The following is a 15,374-nucleotide window of genomic DNA, read 5'->3' as shown; positions in this document are numbered from 1 at the left end:
CGCGGCGCGGTCAGGCGGGAAACCGCGCCTGCCAGTGCTCGGCGATCTGGCGGCGTGTGGCGAACCAGGCGCCGCCCTTCTGCTTCATGTGAGACACGATGCGGTCGAGCGCGGCGATGCGGCCGGGCCGGCCGATCATGCGCAGGTGCAGGCCGATCGACATCATCTTCGGCGACCGCTCGCCCTCGGCCCACAGCGTGTCGAAGGCATCGCTCGTGTAGTCGGCGAAGTCGCGTGCCGACACGAAGCGATGGAAGCCCTGGTGATAGTGCATGTCGTTGGTGTCGAAGCTGTAGGGCAGCACCAGGTGCCGCTTGCCCGAGACCTCGACATGGAAGGGCAGGTCGTCGGAGTAGTCGTCGCTGTCGTAGAGGAAGCCGCCTTCTTCGACGAGCAGGCGACGGGTGTTGGGAGAGGGCGTCGAGCGCGTGTGCCAGCCGACGGGGCGCGTCCCTGCAATCTCGGTCAGCGCCTTGACGGTGCGGGCGATGATCTCGCGTTCCTTCGCCTCCTCCATGTGGGCATGCTTTTCCCAACGCCAGCCATGGCAGGAGATCTCATGGCCGCGCGCCACGGCGTCCTGGATCAGCCAGGGCGAGAGTTCGGCGGCAAGCCCGCAGGTGCTGACGGTCGCCGGCACGCCGAGCCGCTCCAGCGAATCGGCGATGCGCCACCAAGCGGCCTTGGTGCCGTACTCGAAATGCGACTCCATGCACCGGTCGGGAACGCCCACGACCTCGTCGGTGACCTCGTAGACCTTCTCGTTGTGGGCGTCGCCCGCCGACAACGACATCTCCGCGCCTTCCTCGAAGTTGATCACGAAGGAGACGGCTACGCGGGCGCCGTTCGGCCATTTCGGATCGGGCGGCGTGCGGCCATAGCCCTTGAGGTCGCGCATCGGTGTTACGAGTCCTTGTGGCCGATCACGTCGGCCAGGGGCCCGGATAGGCCTTTGGAATCCTTGGCGGCGGGACGGCGGTAAGTGCCCTGCGTCGCCTTGCGCGGATTGAGCCGCACGAGGCCCTCGGCCATCGTCACCGCGGCCTGGATGCCGTCGACCAATGGCACGGGCACGCGGTCGCGGATGGTGTTGGCGAGACCCGCGAGGGGAGCGCCCGCGAGGATGACGACGTCGGCGCCGTCGTTCTTCACCGTGCCCAGCGCGAGATCGATCAGCACCTGTTCCTTCTCGTGCTGTACGTCGTCGATCGAACGGAAGCCTTCGTCCGGCGTGCGGATGGCGGCGCAGCGGCCGGACATGCCGTGCCAGTCGACGATCTCTGCGAACCACGGTTCGAGCGCCTTGGCGAAGCTCACGATCGCGAACTTCCGGCCGAGGGTGCAGGCCACCAGCATCGCGGCCTCGGCCATGCCGACGACCGGGAAGTCGAACAGCTCGCGCGCGCCACCGAGGCCGGGATCGCCGAAGGCCGCGACGATGGCGGCGTCGAATGTGCCGCGCCGTTCGGCCAGCATTTCCAGCATCATGGCGCTGCCGATCGCGGCTTCCGCGCGCGTGGCGATGTAAGGCACGCCGCGCGGCGCGGTCATTGGCTGCAGTTCGGTGCCGGCGCTGGCGACGAGTTTGCCGGAAGCGACCAGCCGGTCGGTCACGCCGGTGGACGTGTTGGGATTGGCGACGAGGATTTTCATTTGGGTATCTTCAGAAGTCGGCGAGCTTGCGCAAGCCCACGAGACGGTCGCCGATCACCAGGGCCACGATCGCCAGCAGCACGAGGCAGGCCGAGATCGCGGCGATTGTCGGATCGGGTCGCTCCTCGACGTACTGCAGCATCTGGATCGGCAGGGTCTTGGTCCAGGCGTCGGTGAAGAAGATCGAGATCGGGTAATTGTCCATCGAGGCGAGGAACGCGAACATGCCCGAGGTCAGGAACGCCGGGGCGAGGGCGGGCACCAGCACGCGCGTCAGCGCCGCCGGATAGGAGCAGCCCAGGGTCCTCGCCGCGTCGATCAGCGAGAAGTCGAACAGCGACAGCGCGCCGACGACGGTACGCACGACGTAGGGCAGCGTGATGACGACGTGTGCCACCAGCAGGCTGGCATAGACGTCGCGCAGGCCCATTGCCTTGAAGCCCTGCAGCATGGCGATGCCGATGACGAGGCCTGGCAGCATCAGCGGCGAGACGAGGAAGGTCGAGATCGTCTCGCGACCGGGGAAGCGTCCCCGCACCAGGGCAATGGCGCACAGGGTTCCCAGGATCATGGCGATGGCCGTCGAGACGGCGGCGATCTGCAGCGAGACGATCAATGCCGGCAGGAGGCCCCGCATGTTCGCGAGCCGCTCGTACCAGCGCATCGACCAGTCGGGCGGCGGCAGGGTGAAGACCGTGGTCGAGCCGAACGACACCAGCACGGTGACGATGAGCGGCGTCATCAGGAAGACGACGGTGAAGCCCGCGATGAACCAGACGAAATACTGCGAAGCACGCTCGATGGCGGTCATGTCGTGCTGCCTCCGATCCGTCGCGCCAACCAGGTCGATCCGACGACGATGGAGACGGCCAGCACCAGCAGGATGACCGCCGTGGTCGAGCCGAGCTGCTCGTTGCGCATCAGCAGGAAGGACCGGCCCATCAGGGTCGACAGCGTCTGGAACCGGTCGCCGATCAACAGCGAGGGAATGACGAACATCGACACGCTCATTGAAAAGACGAAGGCGATGCCCGAGACAACGCCCGGCAGGGTGAGCGGCAGGGTGACGTGGGTGAAGCGATAGAGCGGCGTGGCGCCCAGGGTCGCGCCGGCCTCGCTGAGGCGCGGATCGATCAGCTTCACCACGGAGTAAATCGGCAGGATCATGAACGGCAGGAAGATGTTGGCCGCGCCCAGCACCAGTCCGGTCTCGGTGAACAGGAGCCGCTGCGGTTCGTCCCAGATGCCGACGCCGACGAGGAGCTGCGCGACCACGCCATCGCGGCGCAGCACGATCTGCCAGGCGAAGGCCTTGACCACCGCGCCGATCGAGAGTGGCAGGATGATCGAGACCAGCATCACGATCTGCAGGACCGAGCCTGCGCGGGCGAGGGCAAAGGCGGCGGGATAGCCGATCAGGAAGCAGACGAGGGTGACCCAGCCGGCGACCCTGAGCGTGTTGCCGACGACCCGCCAGTTGAAGGGGTCGCTCAGGAACGAAACATAGGGCTGGACCGTGAATCCGGTGGGACCGGTCAGGCTCTTCATGAACAGCCAGAGCAGCGGGAAGGCGTAGATGACCAGCAGGTAGAGGACGGCCGGCACCGCGAGGAGGGCGACCGGATCCCGCCACGGCGAGGGCGCGCTCTTCGTCGTCATGGCGCCGGATAGATCAGCGTGTCGGCGACCGCCCAGCCCAGGCGCATCTCGGTACCCGGCGGCGGCAATCCTTCGGAAAGATCGGCCGTCTCGACCATGAGATGGTCGCCGTCCTTCGCCTCGAAATGGAGCTGGACCTTCGATCCCTGGAACACCGCGTCGCGCAGGCGGGCGACCAGCGCATAGTCCCCGCCCGTGTTCACCTTGATGCGCTCCGGACGTACCGCGAGCACCACGGGGGCCCCGGCCACGAAGCTGCCGGGCGCGCGCAGCGGACCGAACGCGGTATCGACGACGACGTGGTCGTAGTCCTGGCCCACAACCATGCCGTTGAGACGCGAGGAGAGACCGACGAATTCGAGCACGAACGAGGTCGCGGGCGAGCGATAGATCGTGGCCGGCTCCGCCAGCTGCTCGATCGCGCCCTTGTTCATCACGGCGATGCGGTCGGACATGGTGAGTGCCTCGTCCTGGTCGTGCGTGACGAAGACGGCGGTGATGCCCAGCTCGCGCAGCAGGCGGCGCAGCTCGATCTGCATGTTCTCGCGCAGCTTGCGGTCGAGCGCCGAGAAGGGTTCGTCGAGCAGCAGCAGCTTGGGCTTCACCGCAAGCGCCCGTGCAACGGCCACGCGCTGCTGCTGGCCGCCCGACAGGGCGCGCACGGAGCGGTCGGCGAAGTCGTTGAGATGGACCAGCGAAAGGAAGCGTTTCACCGTCGGACCGATCCCGCCGGCGGGATGCTTCCGCGCCTTGAGGCCGAAGGCGATGTTCTCGGCCACCGTCAGGTGCGGGAAGAGGGCGTAGTTCTGGAAGACGACACCGACGTCGCGCCGGTGCGGCGGCCGTGCGCCGATCTCCTCACCATCGAGCCGGATGGCGCCGCGGTCGGCCGCCAGCAGGCCGGCGACGATGCGGAGCAGGGTGGTCTTGCCGCATCCCGAGGGACCCAGCAGTGAGATGAACTCGCCGGCGGCGACCTGGAGGTCCACGCCGCCCAGCACGGTCACGCCGCCGAAGGATTTCTCGGCGCCGGCAACATCGAGGAAGGAGTCGGAGGTCACGATGCGGCCTGTCGACTACATCGCCATGTCGCGGTCCCAGCGCTTCACCCATTCGGCGCGATTGTCGGCGACGAACTTCCAGTCGATGCCGAAGATGGTCGCGTTGGTCGGTGCGCCGGCCGGCACGGGCGTGTCCTTGTTGGTCGGCAGCGAGTAGGTGGCGGCCGAAAGCTTGGCCTGGATCTCCGGCCCGATCATCTCGTTGATGTAGCCGGCGGCCAGGTCCGGCTGCGGCCCGCCCTTCACCAGGGCGACGCCCGACGGCATGGCGAAGATGCCTTCCTTCGGCACGGCGATCTCGACCGGCGCGCCGGCGGCCTTGCGCTCCAGCGCCACCTGCGAGATCGCGCTGGAGATCATGAAGCCCTCGCCCTGTTCCAGCAGGTTGTAGGCCTGCGGCATCTGCGTGTAGGCGGTCAGCAGGTTGGGCTTGATGGTCACCAGCTTCTTGAAGCCGGCATCGATGTCCTTCTGCGCCTCGGCCATCGGTTTTCCGGTGGCGAGGAAGGCCGCCATGAACAGGTTGGCGAGGCCTTCGGTGTTCTGCAGCGACGGCAGGATGACCCGGCCCTTGTACTTGGGATCGTAGACGTCGGCCCATGATGTCGGTGCTACCTTCATGGCCTGCGGATTGTAGGCGATGCCCAGCCACGGCTGGAGGTAGTTGCACCACATGCCGTCCATGTGGATCGTGCCGGGCTTCAGGGCGGCGAGGTTCGGCACCTTGGCGGCGGTCAGCGGATCGAGCAGGCCCTCGGCGACGGCCGGGATCATGACCGGATCGTCCATCATGACGACCGACAGGTACTGCTTGTCCTTGTTCTTCTGCATCTTCTCGAGATTGACCAGCGAGCGCGATCCCTCGAACACGACCTTGCAGGAGAACTTCTTCTCGACGACCGGGGCGATGATGGTTTCGACGAAGCCCTTGTGGCTGGCGGCGCCGCCGACCACGAGTTCCTTCCCCTGCGCGCGCAGGATGCGCGGTGCGGCGAGGGCGGCTGTCGCGGCGCCCGCAGCCGCGAGGATGGTGCGGCGATTGAGGACGGCGGTCCGGGACTTGGTCGTGGACGACTTGTTCATAGGCAGTTCCCCCTAATCGAATCGGGGGAAGCAAGGACCGTGCCTAGCCTTGTCATCCTGAGCGAAGTGAAGGATCTCGCGTCAGCTACAGAGTCGTCTGGTCGTTCCGCTAGGTCCTTCGCTGCGCTCAGGACGACATTGCGCTTTATTTATTGGCCTTTCAGCCGCGCCACTTCCTCTTCCAGCTCCTTGATCCGCTTCGCGAGCTGGTCGACGGCGGGCGCGATTTCAGCCTCGCTGTAGCGGGGGACGATGTGCTGGCGGCAGTTGATGTCCCAGGCCTCGATGGTGAAGGCGATCGCCCGCATCGGCCGTGCCCGGTAGCGCGGGTCGACCAGGCGTTCCATCAGTTCGAGGTCGCCCTCGATGATGCGGGCCCGGCCCCACAGTTTCAGCCGCTGCTGGGTGGCGAAGTGCAGGATGAAGATGTGGGCCTGGTCGTTCTCCCGGAGATGACCCAGGGAGATGTACTGGTGGTTGCCCGCAAAGTCGGCGAAGGCCAGCGTGTTGGTGCCGATCGGTTTCAGAAAGCCCGGCGGCCCGCCGCGATGCTGTATATAAGGTCGGCCGTCAGCGCTGGCCGTCGCGAAGAAGAACGTGTCGATGACGCCGAGGAACTGGCGGAGATCGTCGGTGATCTCCGTGTTCCATGTCCGGCCCTCGAACTGGGCGCGCGACCCGAGACGCGTCTGCTCCGCCTTCACCGCGGGCGAGAACATCACGTCTTCGGGATCGCTCATCCCAGTCGCTCCATCGCTACCCCAGTTTCTTGCCGAGTCGTCCGGCGATTTCCTGGATGAACTGCCAGGCGACGCGGCCCGAGCGCGAGCCGCGGGTGATCGACCATTCGACCGCCTGCTTGCGCAGCTCTTCCTTCGGCACGTCGAGCCCGTAGAACTCGCAATAGCCCTCGATCATCGAGAAGAACGTGTCCTGGTCGGCATTGTGGAAGCCGAGCCACAGGCCGAAGCGGTCCGACAGCGAGACCTTCTCCTCGACGGCTTCGGACGGATTGATCGCTGTCGAGCGCTCGTTCTCGATCATGTCGCGCGGCATCAGGTGGCGCCGGTTCGAGGTCGCGTAGAAGACGACATTGTCCGGCCGGCCCTCGATGCCGCCGTCGAGCACGGCCTTCAGCGACTTGTAGGCGGCGTCCTGGCCGTCGAACGAGAGGTCGTCGCAGAACACGATGAAGCGACGGCTGGAGTCGCGGATCATGGTGAGCAGCGCGGGCAGGGACGGGATGTCCTCGCGATGGATCTCGATCAGGGCCAGCGGCCCCGGCGGTCCGCCCATCTCGCGGTTCACATGGGCGTGCACGGCCTTCACGATCGAGCTCTTGCCCGCGCCGCGCGATCCCCAGAGCAGCGCGTTGTTGGCCGGCAGGCCCTTGGCGAAGCGGCGGGTGTTCTCGACCAGTGTCTCCTTCTGGCGGTCGATGCCGACCAGGAGATCGAGGTTTACGCGGTTCACCTTGGGGACCGCTTCCAGGCGGTGACCGACCGCGTGCCAGACATAGGCTTCGGCTCCATTGATGTCGGCGCCGGCCGGAAGCGGGGGCGCCAGACGGTCGAGGGCTGCCGCAATGCGTGAAATAGTGGCTTTAAGGTCTTGATCCATCGTCGCCGGGCCGCTGAAAGGGGGGCGACCTTATCGCCCCCTGCTTGCGTTGCAAAGCGGGGGAAGACCGCTATAGTCCGCGCGCTTTTTCGACGGCCGGAAGATTCGGGAGCAGAAGATGTTCATTTCACAGGCGTGGGCGCAGGGCGCTGGTGGCGGCGGCGGGGATTTCCTCGTCCAGCTCTTCCCGCTGGTCCTCATCTTCGTCGTCTTCTACTTCCTGCTGATCCGTCCGCAGCAGGCCAAGGTGCGCGCACAGCGCGAGATGCTGTCCGGCGTGAAGCGCGGCGACCGCGTCGTCACCGGTGGCGGCATCATCGGCCTGGTCACCAAGGTGATCTCGGACAACGAGGTCCAGGTGGAACTTGCCGAGGGCGTGCGGGTTCGCATCATCAAGCAGACCATCACGGATATCGTGTCGCGCGGCGAATCGGTGCGCGGGCCGAAGGAGTCCAGCGAAGACGACGACAAGCCGCTGCTGCCTCCGCCCGCTCCCGCGCCGGAGCGCAAGAGCCTGCTGGGCAGCCTGTTCGGCGGCGGCAAGAAGTAACAGCCGGAGAGGCTAGGTCGGCATGCTCAATCTTCCGCGCTGGCAAACGCTCGTCATCGCCGGCATCACGCTGTTGTCGGCGCTGTTCGCGCTGCCGAACCTGCTGCCGCCCAGCGTGCTCGATCACATGCCGCACTGGTATGCGAACAGCCGCATCAACCTCGGCCTCGACCTGCGCGGCGGTGCGCACTTCCTGCTGGAAGCCGACCTACGCTCGGTGCTGAACGAGCGTCTGACCAACTTGTCCGATTCCGTGCGCGCCGAGATGCGCAAGCAGCAGGTGCAGATCAAGGACGTCACCGTCGAGCCCGGCCGCGCGCTGATCGTCAGCCTGCGCGACGAGGCGAGCCGCGCCAAGGCGATCGAGGCGATCCGCGCCGTCGATCCGTCGCTCGTCGTCTCCGGCAGCGGCGACACGATCCGCGTGGCCTATTCCGACCAGGAGCTGGCCAAGCGGAAGAAGGAAGTGATCGACCAGTCGATCGAAATCCTTCGCCGTCGCGTCGACGAGACCGGCACGCTCGAGCCCACCATCACGCGCCAGGGCGACGAGCGCATCCTGCTGCAGGTGCCGGGCATCAAGGACACGACCGACCTCAAGCGCAAGATCAACCAGACCGCCAAGCTGACCTTCCATCTGGTGAACGAGGACGTGGCCGCGACCGGCCAGAACATCCCGCAGACCGTGCCGCCGACCACCTTCCTGGTGCCGACGCGAGAGGGCATGCAGGAACTGCGTCGCACCAACCCGAAGGCCTGGGAAGACATCCAGAACTCCAACCCGCGGCTGTCGCCGGAGCAGGTCTGCCGCCGTTACCAGCCGCAGTGCCTGCCGGTCCTGAAGCGCGTCGTCGTCGGCGGCGAGGACCTCGACGATTCGAAGGCCACCTTCGAGCAGCAGCAGGGTGGCCGCCCGATCATCAGCTTCACCTTCAATTCGGCCGGCGGCCGCGCTTTCTGCGCCGCCACCCGCGCCAACATCGGCAAGCGCCTGGCGATCCAACTCGACGGTGAGATCATCAGCGCCCCGGTCGTGCAGAGCGCGATCTGCGGCGGCAGCGGCATCATCACCGGCAGCTTCACGACCCAGCAGACGCAGGAGCAGTCGCTGCTGCTGCGCTCCGGCGCGCTGCCGGCGACGCTCAGCATCATCCAGGAAAGCACCGTCGGCGCCGACCTGGGTGCGGATGCCATCCAGGCCGGCACGGTCGCCGCGCTGGTCGGCACGGCGCTGGTGGCGATCTTCATGTTCGTGGCCTACGGCCCGGTGTTCGGCGGCTTCGCCAACCTTGCTATGTTGGTCAACCTGCTGATGGTGTTCGCGGGCATGTCGATCCTCGGAGCCTCGCTCACGCTGCCGGGCATCGCGGGCCTCGTCCTGACGGCGGGCCTCGCCGTCGACGCCAACGTGCTGATCTATGAGCGCGTGCGCGAGGAGAAGGCCCTGGGTCGCTCCCCGTTCAGTTCGCTCGCCACGGGTTACGAGAAGGCGATGTCGGCGATCATCGACGCCAACCTGACGACCCTCATCGCCGGCGTCCTGCTGTTCGGCTTCGGCTCGGGCCCGATCCGCGGCTTCGCCACGACGCTGACGCTCGGCATCATCACCTCGATGTTCAGCTCGACGATCTTCACGCGCATGCTGCTCGCGGTCTGGGTGCGCTGGCGTCGCCCCTCCGAACTCGTGATCTGAGGCGACTGTCATGTGGAAGCCCGTCCGCCTGTTCGCCTTCAAGAAGAAGTTCGACTTCCTCGGCCAGCGCCGCGCCGCGCTGGTCATCTCGACTTTGATCAACGTCGTTTCGATCGTCGGCGTGCTCACGCTCGGCCTTAACTTCGGCATCGACTTCAAAGGCGGCATCGCCATCCAGGCCAAGGCCAAGGACGGCAAGGCCGAGCTCGACCAGCTGCGTAACACCGTCGGCGCCCTGGGCGTCGGCGAGGTGTCGCTGCAGGAATTCGGCGATCCCAGCACCGTCCTGATCCGCGTCCAGCGCCAGGAAGGCGACAACCAGTGCGTCGCGGGCGCCCAGCGCGTGATGCAGAAGCGCGCCGGCCAGGGTTGGCAGGTGAAGCCGGGTGCCGCCGGGACGGGCGATGTCGAGTTCACGTCGCCGACCGCGCTCGACGCCGCCAACTGGCGCGATGCCGTCAGCCGCGCCGGCCTGACGCTGCAGGAGCGCCAGCTTCCGCGCGGGTCGACCAATACCGCCAAGATCGACATGTCGGTCGAGCAGCGCGCCGAATGGTGCCAGCAGGTCGCCATCAAGCTGGTCGAGGATGCGATCGGCACCAACTACGAGCTGCGCGGCACCGAGTCGGTCGGTCCCAAGATCGGCGACGAGCTGATGCGCAGCGGCATCTGGGCGGTGATCGCGACCATGGTTGCGATCGCCATCTACGTCTGGGTGCGCTTCGAATGGCAGTTCGCGATCGGTGCGCTGATCGCCATGCTGCACGACGTCATCTCGACCATCGGCATCTTCGTGCTGTTCCAGCTGGATTTCAGCCTCACGGCGCTGGCCGCGGTGCTGACCATCGCGGGCTACTCGATCAACGACACCGTCGTGATCTTCGACCGCGTGCGCGAGAATATGCGCCGCTACAAGAAGATGCCGCTGCTCGACCTGCTGAACCACAGCATCAATGAGACGCTGTCTCGCACCTTGATGACCTCGGCCACGGTGTTCGTGGCGGTGGGCGCGCTGGTGCTGTTCGGCGGGCCGGTGCTGCACAGTTTCTCGGTGGCGATGCTGTGGGGCGTCATCGTCGGCACCTACTCGTCGGTCTGGGTGGCCTGTGCGGGCCTCGTCTATCTCGGCCTGCGCTCCGACCAGCTCCGCCCGGCCGACGACAAGGCGGACAAGGCCGACAAGACGGAGCAGGCCGGGGCGTGAAGCCGCCGCTCCCGGGACCCGCCGACAAGAGCCTGCCGACACCGGACCCCAAGCAGGTCCAGTACATCCGCAGCTACGGTCCCGGTCGCTTCCTGATCAGCGAGCGCGAATGGCAGTCGCCGGTGCTGGTGACGCCGCCAGCGACCTATCCCTGGACCGTGACGCGCGCCGAGGACCTCTCGCTCGAGAGCCTGGCGTCGCTGCGCGAGGCGGCGATCCCGACGGAGCTCCTTGTACTGGGCTGTGGCGCGCGCGCGGTGTTCGTGCCGCCGGCTCTGCGTGCCGCCCTGAAGGCGGCCGGCATGGGGTTGGAAGTGGTCGATACCGGATCGGCCTGCCGCATCTACAACGTGCTGCTGGCCGAAGGCCGGCGGGTGGCGGCGGCGCTCATTCCGCTATAGGGAGCGGGCGTCGGTCTGGCTCTCGCGCGGCGGCCCTGACTGAGCCCGCCCGGCCGCTGCTGCGGGAACTACCGCAGCGGCGTCGAGCGTGGATGGTCGTGCGCCAACCTGGAGTGAGCCACTCCAGCGGCGCGCTCCAATGATTGTTAGACCGCGCCGCCCGACTTGAAGCCTTCGATCGCCTTCGCGTCGTAGCCCAGGCCCGTCAGCACCTCGTCGGTGTGCTGGCCGAGGTCCGGCGTCGGGTTGAGCGACTTGGGCTGCGGGTAGTCCGAGAGGTTGATCGGCTGGCCGACCACCTTGATGTCGCCCAGCGCGGGATGCTTCACCGGGCGGGCGATGCCGAGATGCTGGACCTGCGGTTCGGCGAAGGTCATGTCGATCGTGTTGATCGGACCGCAGGGGACGCCTGCCTTGTTCAGCGACTCGATCCAATGCGCGCTGGTGTTGGTCTTGGTGACCTCGGCCAGCCGCTCGTTCAGCGCCTTGCGGTTCTGCGAGCGCAGCGCCGGGGTCGCATGCTCGGGATGGTCGATCAGCGCCTTGGCGCCGAGTGCTTCCGCCGCACGCTTCCACATCTTGTCGCCGGCGGCGGCGATGTTGATGTAGCCGTCCTTGGTGGGGAACACGCCGGTCGGGATGCTGGTCGGATGGTCGTTTCCGGCCTGTTTGGCAACCTCGCCCTTCATCAGCCAGCGCGAGGCCTGGAAGTCGAGCATGAAGATCTGCGCCTCGATCAGCGAGGTGTGGACCCACTGGCCCTTGCCGGTGCGCTCGCGCGTGAACAGCGCCAGCATGATCGCTTGCGCAAGCAGCAGACCCGAGGTGAGGTCGGCGATGGGAATGCCGACGCGCATCGGCCCGCGGCCCGGCTCGCCGGTGATCGACATCAGGCCGCCCATGCCCTGGGCGATCTGGTCGACGCCGGGACGCGCCGCGTCGGGCCCGCTCTGGCCGAAGCCCGCGATCGAGCCGTAGATGATGCGCGGGTTGACCTTGGCCACGGTGTCGTAGTCGACCTTGAGACGGTGCTTCACGTCGGAGCGGTAGTTCTCGACGATGACGTCGGCCTTGGCCGCGAGCTTCATGAAGATCGCATGGCCCTCGGCGCTCTTGAGGTTGAGCGTCATCGACTTCTTGTTGCGGTGCAGGTTCTGGAAATCGAAGCCGTGGCGCGCACCGCCCATGGAATCGTTCTTGCCGCCGTCGGCGGGCGGCGGCTCGATCTTGATCACGTGCGCGCCCCAGTCGGCGAGCTGGCGCACGGCGGTCGGGCCGGCGCGGTGCGCCGTGAGGTCGAGGACGGTGAGGTGGGACAGGGGAAGGGCGGTCATGTTGTTTACCTTTTCAAAAATTTCCGTCATCCCGACCGGAGCGAAGCGGAGTGGAGGGATCTCTTATGGGATCGATGAGAGGCCCCTCGGCTTCGCTCGGGGCGCCGGCGCTTATTTTCCTTTGAAGACGGGCCGGCGCTTTTCCATGAAGGCGCGGCGGCCTTCCTTGAAGTCCTCGCTGTCGAAACAGGCCTCGGCCATCTTGTCGAGCTTCGCATGGTCCTGCTTGGACTCGGGCTTGGCGATCTCGCGCGCCGCGGCCTTGGCGAGCGCGATGGTGAGCGGGGCGTTCTGGGCGATGGCGCCGGTGATGCCGTCGACCATGGCGTCGAGCTCGGCATCGGCGGCGACGCCGTGCACCAGGCCCATGTCGTAGGCTTCCTTCGAGGAATACTGCTTGGCGGTGAACAGGAACTCCATGGCGCGCGGCAGGCCCACGATGCGCGAGAAGCGCTCGATGCGCAGGAAGCCGTAGCCCAGGCCGAGCTTGGCGGCCGGCACGCCGAAGCGCGCGCCTTCGTTGGAGTAGCGCAGGTCGCAGCAGGCCGCGAGGTTCATGCCGCCGCCGATGCAGTAGCCGGTGATCTTGGCGATGGTCGGCTTGGGGAAGTCGTAGAGCGCCTCGTAGCCTTCCTTGGAGATGGCGTCGTAGCGCACCTGCGCCTCGGCGTTGGCGCGCTCGCTCTCGAACTTGGAGATGTCGGCGCCGGAGACGAAGGCCTTGCCGCCGGAGCCGCTCACCACGACGCAGCGGATCTCGGGATCCTTGGCGAAGTCCTTCAGGATGTTGACGAAGCCTTCCCACATATCGAGGGATACCGCGTTGAGCTTGGCCGGGTTGTTGAAGACGAGATGGCCGACGGCGCCCTCGCGGCGTCCGATGATTTTCTGTTCCTGCATGCCGGTATTCCTTCCGATGAGGCCGGGAATATAGCGCGCGCGGATCGATTTGAATAAGGTGTGACGAACAGGGAGGAATCGTGGCCTCAGTCGAGCTGAAAGGCCTTTCCAAGCACTACGGCGCTGCCGTCGCGGTCGACGATGTGTCGCTGCGCGTGGAACACGGCCAGCTCGTCTGCCTGCTGGGCCCGTCGGGCTGCGGAAAGACCACTACCCTGCGGTTGATCGCGGGCTTCATTGAACCATCGGCAGGCGAAATCCTGGTCGGCGGCAAGGTCCTGTCCTCGCCTTCCCGCACGGTGCCTCCCGAAGGCCGCAAGATGTCGATGATCTTCCAGAGCTACGCGCTGTGGCCGCACATGACCGTGGCGGAGAACGTGGCCTATGGCCTCAAGATCCGGAAGCTCGACCGCGCGACGATCGACTCCAAGCTCAAGGCGATCCTCTCGACCGCGCGCCTCGAGGCGCTGGCCGATCGCTATCCTGGCGAGCTGTCGGGCGGCCAGCAGCAGCGGGTGTCACTGGCGCGTGCGCTGGTGGTGGAGCCCGAGACGCTGCTGCTCGACGAGCCGCTGTCCAACCTCGACGCCAACCTGCGCGAGGAGATGCGCTTCGAGATCCGCCGCCTGCACGACCAGTACCGTTACACGACCGTCTATGTGACGCACGACCAGTCTGAGGCCATGACCACGGCCGATCTCATCGCGGTGATGAACAAGGGCAAGGTCGAGCAGTTGGGACCGCCGGAAGAGATCTACGCGCGGCCGCGCTCGGAGTTCGTCGCGCGCTTCATCGGCGGCTCGAACGTGCTCGCCGCGACCGCCATCGACGACAACCGCGTCTCAGTGGCCGGCGGCGTGCTGCGCACGATCGGGCGTCCGCTCGTGACCGGCCGGCCGGTCGCCGTCTCGGTGCGCCAGCACGAGATCGGCATCGCCCTCGAATCGCCACCGTCGGGGATGGAGAATCACCTTCACGGCACGGTGACGCGGCAGGTCTTCCTGGGGTCGACGCGCGACTACACGGTCGCGCTCGACGACAGGACGGAACTGCGCGTGACGGCGCCGCCCGGCCACAACATTGCGCCGGGTCAGTCGGTCTGGCTGCACCTGCCGGCGGAACAATGCCGGGCATTGGCGGAGGAATGATCCATGACGAGTAAGCTGACGCGGCGCCATGTGCTCGCCGCCTCGACGGCGATGGCCGCAAGTTCCTTCATCACGCCGGTGCGCGCCGCACCGCCGGAGCCGACCAAGATCACGCAAGCCCTGATCGACGCGGCGAAGAAGGAAGGCAAGTTCTCCTGGTACACGTCGGTCGACCTGACCCTGGGCGAGAAAGTCGCCAAGGCCTTCGAGGCCAAGTATCCGGGCGTCACCATGAAGGTCGAGCGCTCGGGCGCGGAGCGCAACTTCCAGCGCATCGGCCAGGAGTTCCAGAACAAGATCTATAACTGCGACGTGGTGAACAGCACCGACGCCGCGCACTTCATCGTGTGGAAGCGCGCCAACATGCTGGCGGCGTTCGTGCCGGAGGACGTGGCGCAATTCTTTCCCGCCGTCCACAAGGACCCCGACGGCATGTACGCCGCGTGGCGCATCACGCTCTCGCCGATCGCCTACAACACCAAGCTGGTGAAGGCCGAGGACGCGCCGAAATCCTACGCCGACCTGCTCGATCCGAAATGGATGGGCAAGATCGTGAAGGCGCATCCGGGCTACAGCGGCACCATCATGACCGCGACGCAGCAGCTCAGCCGCGACCTCGGCTGGCCGTGGTTCGAGAAGCTCGCGAAGCAGAAGGTGATGCAGGTCCAGTCGGCGACCGAGCCGCCCAAGAAGCTGGCCCAGGGCGAACGCGCGATCATGGCCGATGGCGGTGAATACGTCGTCGAGGACCTGAAGACGCGCGGCGAGCCGGTCGAGATCGTTTACGCGACCGAAGGCACGCCGCTGATCACCGGGCCGTCGGCGGTGATGGCCAACGCACCGAACCCCAATGCCGCGCGCCTGTTCCAGGCCTGGTCGATGACGCGCGAGGCGCAGCAGCTCAACATCGATGTCGGCGCGCTGCGTTCGGCGCATCCGCAGGCCGTGGACCGGCCCGACATGAAGAAGTTCTCCGACATCAAGACGATGAAGGAAGAGGCGAGCGTCGTTGCCGACCAGGCCGACGCGATCAAGGCCCAGTACGTCAAATACTTCAAGGTGTAGCCC

The 15,374-nt window shown here is 66.5% G+C and carries 15 protein-coding genes and 1 pseudogene; 6 read left to right on the top strand and 10 right to left on the bottom strand.

Annotated elements, in window-relative coordinates; genetic code table 11:
* Positions 1 to 10: 10 nt before the first annotated feature.
* From AC1RP5_RS16485 to AC1RP5_RS16450, 8 genes are all read right to left on the bottom strand, one after another.
* Positions 11 to 898 carry a polysaccharide deacetylase family protein gene (locus AC1RP5_RS16485; protein WP_493112250.1) on the bottom strand — a complete coding sequence of 296 codons (888 nt, stop codon included), beginning with the start codon at positions 896 to 898 and terminating at the stop codon, positions 11 to 13.
* Between the two features lie 5 nt (positions 899 to 903).
* Entirely contained in the window at positions 904 to 1,653 is a 750-nt protein-coding gene (locus tag AC1RP5_RS16480; RefSeq protein WP_493112248.1) for an aspartate/glutamate racemase family protein, read from the bottom strand.
* 10 nt (positions 1,654 to 1,663) lie between these two features.
* Positions 1,664 to 2,464: an ABC transporter permease gene (locus tag AC1RP5_RS16475; protein ID WP_493112247.1), complete on the bottom strand. Its 801-nt coding sequence runs from the start codon at positions 2,462 to 2,464 to the stop codon at positions 1,664 to 1,666.
* A complete protein-coding gene (locus tag AC1RP5_RS16470; RefSeq protein ID WP_493112245.1) occupies positions 2,461 to 3,312 on the bottom strand; it encodes an ABC transporter permease in 852 nt (283 codons plus the stop codon). Before AC1RP5_RS16470 ends, AC1RP5_RS16475 begins: the two co-directional genes overlap by 4 nt.
* Positions 3,309 to 4,373: an ABC transporter ATP-binding protein gene (locus AC1RP5_RS16465; RefSeq protein ID WP_493112243.1), complete on the bottom strand. Its 1,065-nt coding sequence runs from the start codon at positions 4,371 to 4,373 to the stop codon at positions 3,309 to 3,311. Before AC1RP5_RS16465 ends, AC1RP5_RS16470 begins: the two co-directional genes overlap by 4 nt.
* A 15-nt stretch (positions 4,374 to 4,388) precedes the next feature.
* Positions 4,389 to 5,456 carry an ABC transporter substrate-binding protein gene (locus AC1RP5_RS16460; RefSeq protein ID WP_493112241.1) on the bottom strand — a complete coding sequence of 356 codons (1,068 nt, stop codon included), beginning with the start codon at positions 5,454 to 5,456 and terminating at the stop codon, positions 4,389 to 4,391.
* A 149-nt stretch (positions 5,457 to 5,605) separates the two neighbouring features.
* Entirely contained in the window at positions 5,606 to 6,196 is a 591-nt protein-coding gene (locus AC1RP5_RS16455) for a pyridoxamine 5'-phosphate oxidase family protein (protein WP_493112239.1), read from the bottom strand.
* A gap of 16 nt (positions 6,197 to 6,212) precedes the next feature.
* Positions 6,213 to 7,076, bottom strand: coding sequence for an ATP-binding protein (locus AC1RP5_RS16450; protein ID WP_493112238.1), 864 nt, complete (start codon positions 7,074 to 7,076; stop codon positions 6,213 to 6,215).
* A 118-nt stretch (positions 7,077 to 7,194) separates the two neighbouring features.
* On the opposite strand from AC1RP5_RS16450, the pseudogene yajC reads away from it, so the two are divergent.
* The 4 genes and pseudogenes from yajC to AC1RP5_RS16430 form a co-directional block, all read left to right on the top strand.
* Positions 7,195 to 7,524: pseudogene (gene yajC / locus AC1RP5_RS16445) on the top strand (preprotein translocase subunit YajC); the annotation flags it as partial.
* 124 nt (positions 7,525 to 7,648) lie between these two features.
* Positions 7,649 to 9,319 (top strand): protein translocase subunit SecD, encoded by a 1,671-nt coding sequence (gene secD, locus AC1RP5_RS16440; protein ID WP_493112236.1) that lies wholly within the window; start codon positions 7,649 to 7,651, stop codon positions 9,317 to 9,319.
* Positions 9,320 to 9,329: 10 nt separating this feature from the next.
* Entirely contained in the window at positions 9,330 to 10,523 is a 1,194-nt protein-coding gene (gene secF / locus AC1RP5_RS16435) for a protein translocase subunit SecF (RefSeq protein ID WP_493112235.1), read from the top strand.
* Positions 10,520 to 10,924, top strand: a complete 405-nt coding sequence (locus AC1RP5_RS16430) for an Mth938-like domain-containing protein (protein ID WP_493112233.1) — start codon at positions 10,520 to 10,522, stop codon at positions 10,922 to 10,924. Before secF ends, AC1RP5_RS16430 begins: the two co-directional genes overlap by 4 nt.
* A gap of 146 nt (positions 10,925 to 11,070) precedes the next feature.
* Here AC1RP5_RS16430 and AC1RP5_RS16425 read toward each other — a convergent pair whose 3' ends face one another.
* Both AC1RP5_RS16425 and AC1RP5_RS16420 read right to left on the bottom strand, forming a co-directional pair.
* The gene (locus AC1RP5_RS16425) at positions 11,071 to 12,258 is read right to left on the bottom strand and encodes a CaiB/BaiF CoA transferase family protein (RefSeq protein WP_493112232.1); all 1,188 of its coding nucleotides are present in this window, start codon (positions 12,256 to 12,258) and stop codon (positions 11,071 to 11,073) included.
* 111 nt (positions 12,259 to 12,369) lie between these two features.
* A complete protein-coding gene (locus AC1RP5_RS16420; protein WP_493112230.1) occupies positions 12,370 to 13,158 on the bottom strand; it encodes an enoyl-CoA hydratase in 789 nt (262 codons plus the stop codon).
* Between the two features lie 80 nt (positions 13,159 to 13,238).
* On the opposite strand from AC1RP5_RS16420, the gene AC1RP5_RS16415 reads away from it, so the two are divergent.
* On the top strand, positions 13,239 to 14,306 hold the full coding sequence (locus AC1RP5_RS16415) for an ABC transporter ATP-binding protein (protein ID WP_493112228.1): 1,068 nt from the start codon (positions 13,239 to 13,241) through the stop codon (positions 14,304 to 14,306).
* Between the two features lie 3 nt (positions 14,307 to 14,309).
* The gene (locus tag AC1RP5_RS16410; protein ID WP_493112226.1) at positions 14,310 to 15,371 is read left to right on the top strand and encodes an extracellular solute-binding protein; all 1,062 of its coding nucleotides are present in this window, start codon (positions 14,310 to 14,312) and stop codon (positions 15,369 to 15,371) included.
* Positions 15,372 to 15,374: the final 3 nt, after the last annotated feature.

Source organism: Reyranella sp. GW821-FHT12G01 (assembly GCF_058806575.1).
This window is presented reverse-complemented; position numbering and strand designations above follow the sequence as displayed.

What these genes read in the sequence shown, in the direction of transcription:
- AC1RP5_RS16470 (WP_493112245.1), bottom strand. Translation starts at nt 3,312, where the DNA reads ATGACGACGAAGAGCGCGCCCTCGCCGTGGCGGGATCCGGTCGCCCTC.
- AC1RP5_RS16475 (WP_493112247.1), bottom strand. Translation starts at nt 2,464, where the DNA reads ATGACCGCCATCGAGCGTGCTTCGCAGTATTTCGTCTGGTTCATCGCG.
- AC1RP5_RS16410 (WP_493112226.1), top strand. Translation starts at nt 14,310, where the DNA reads ATGACGAGTAAGCTGACGCGGCGCCATGTGCTCGCCGCCTCGACGGCG.
- AC1RP5_RS16485 (WP_493112250.1), bottom strand. Translation starts at nt 898, where the DNA reads ATGCGCGACCTCAAGGGCTATGGCCGCACGCCGCCCGATCCGAAATGG.
- AC1RP5_RS16420 (WP_493112230.1), bottom strand. Translation starts at nt 13,158, where the DNA reads ATGCAGGAACAGAAAATCATCGGACGCCGCGAGGGCGCCGTCGGCCAT.
- AC1RP5_RS16455 (WP_493112239.1), bottom strand. Translation starts at nt 6,196, where the DNA reads ATGAGCGATCCCGAAGACGTGATGTTCTCGCCCGCGGTGAAGGCGGAG.
- secD (WP_493112236.1), top strand. Translation starts at nt 7,649, where the DNA reads ATGCTCAATCTTCCGCGCTGGCAAACGCTCGTCATCGCCGGCATCACG.
- AC1RP5_RS16480 (WP_493112248.1), bottom strand. Translation starts at nt 1,653, where the DNA reads ATGAAAATCCTCGTCGCCAATCCCAACACGTCCACCGGCGTGACCGAC.
- AC1RP5_RS16450 (WP_493112238.1), bottom strand. Translation starts at nt 7,076, where the DNA reads ATGGATCAAGACCTTAAAGCCACTATTTCACGCATTGCGGCAGCCCTC.
- AC1RP5_RS16425 (WP_493112232.1), bottom strand. Translation starts at nt 12,258, where the DNA reads ATGACCGCCCTTCCCCTGTCCCACCTCACCGTCCTCGACCTCACGGCG.
- secF (WP_493112235.1), top strand. Translation starts at nt 9,330, where the DNA reads ATGTGGAAGCCCGTCCGCCTGTTCGCCTTCAAGAAGAAGTTCGACTTC.
- AC1RP5_RS16460 (WP_493112241.1), bottom strand. Translation starts at nt 5,456, where the DNA reads ATGAACAAGTCGTCCACGACCAAGTCCCGGACCGCCGTCCTCAATCGC.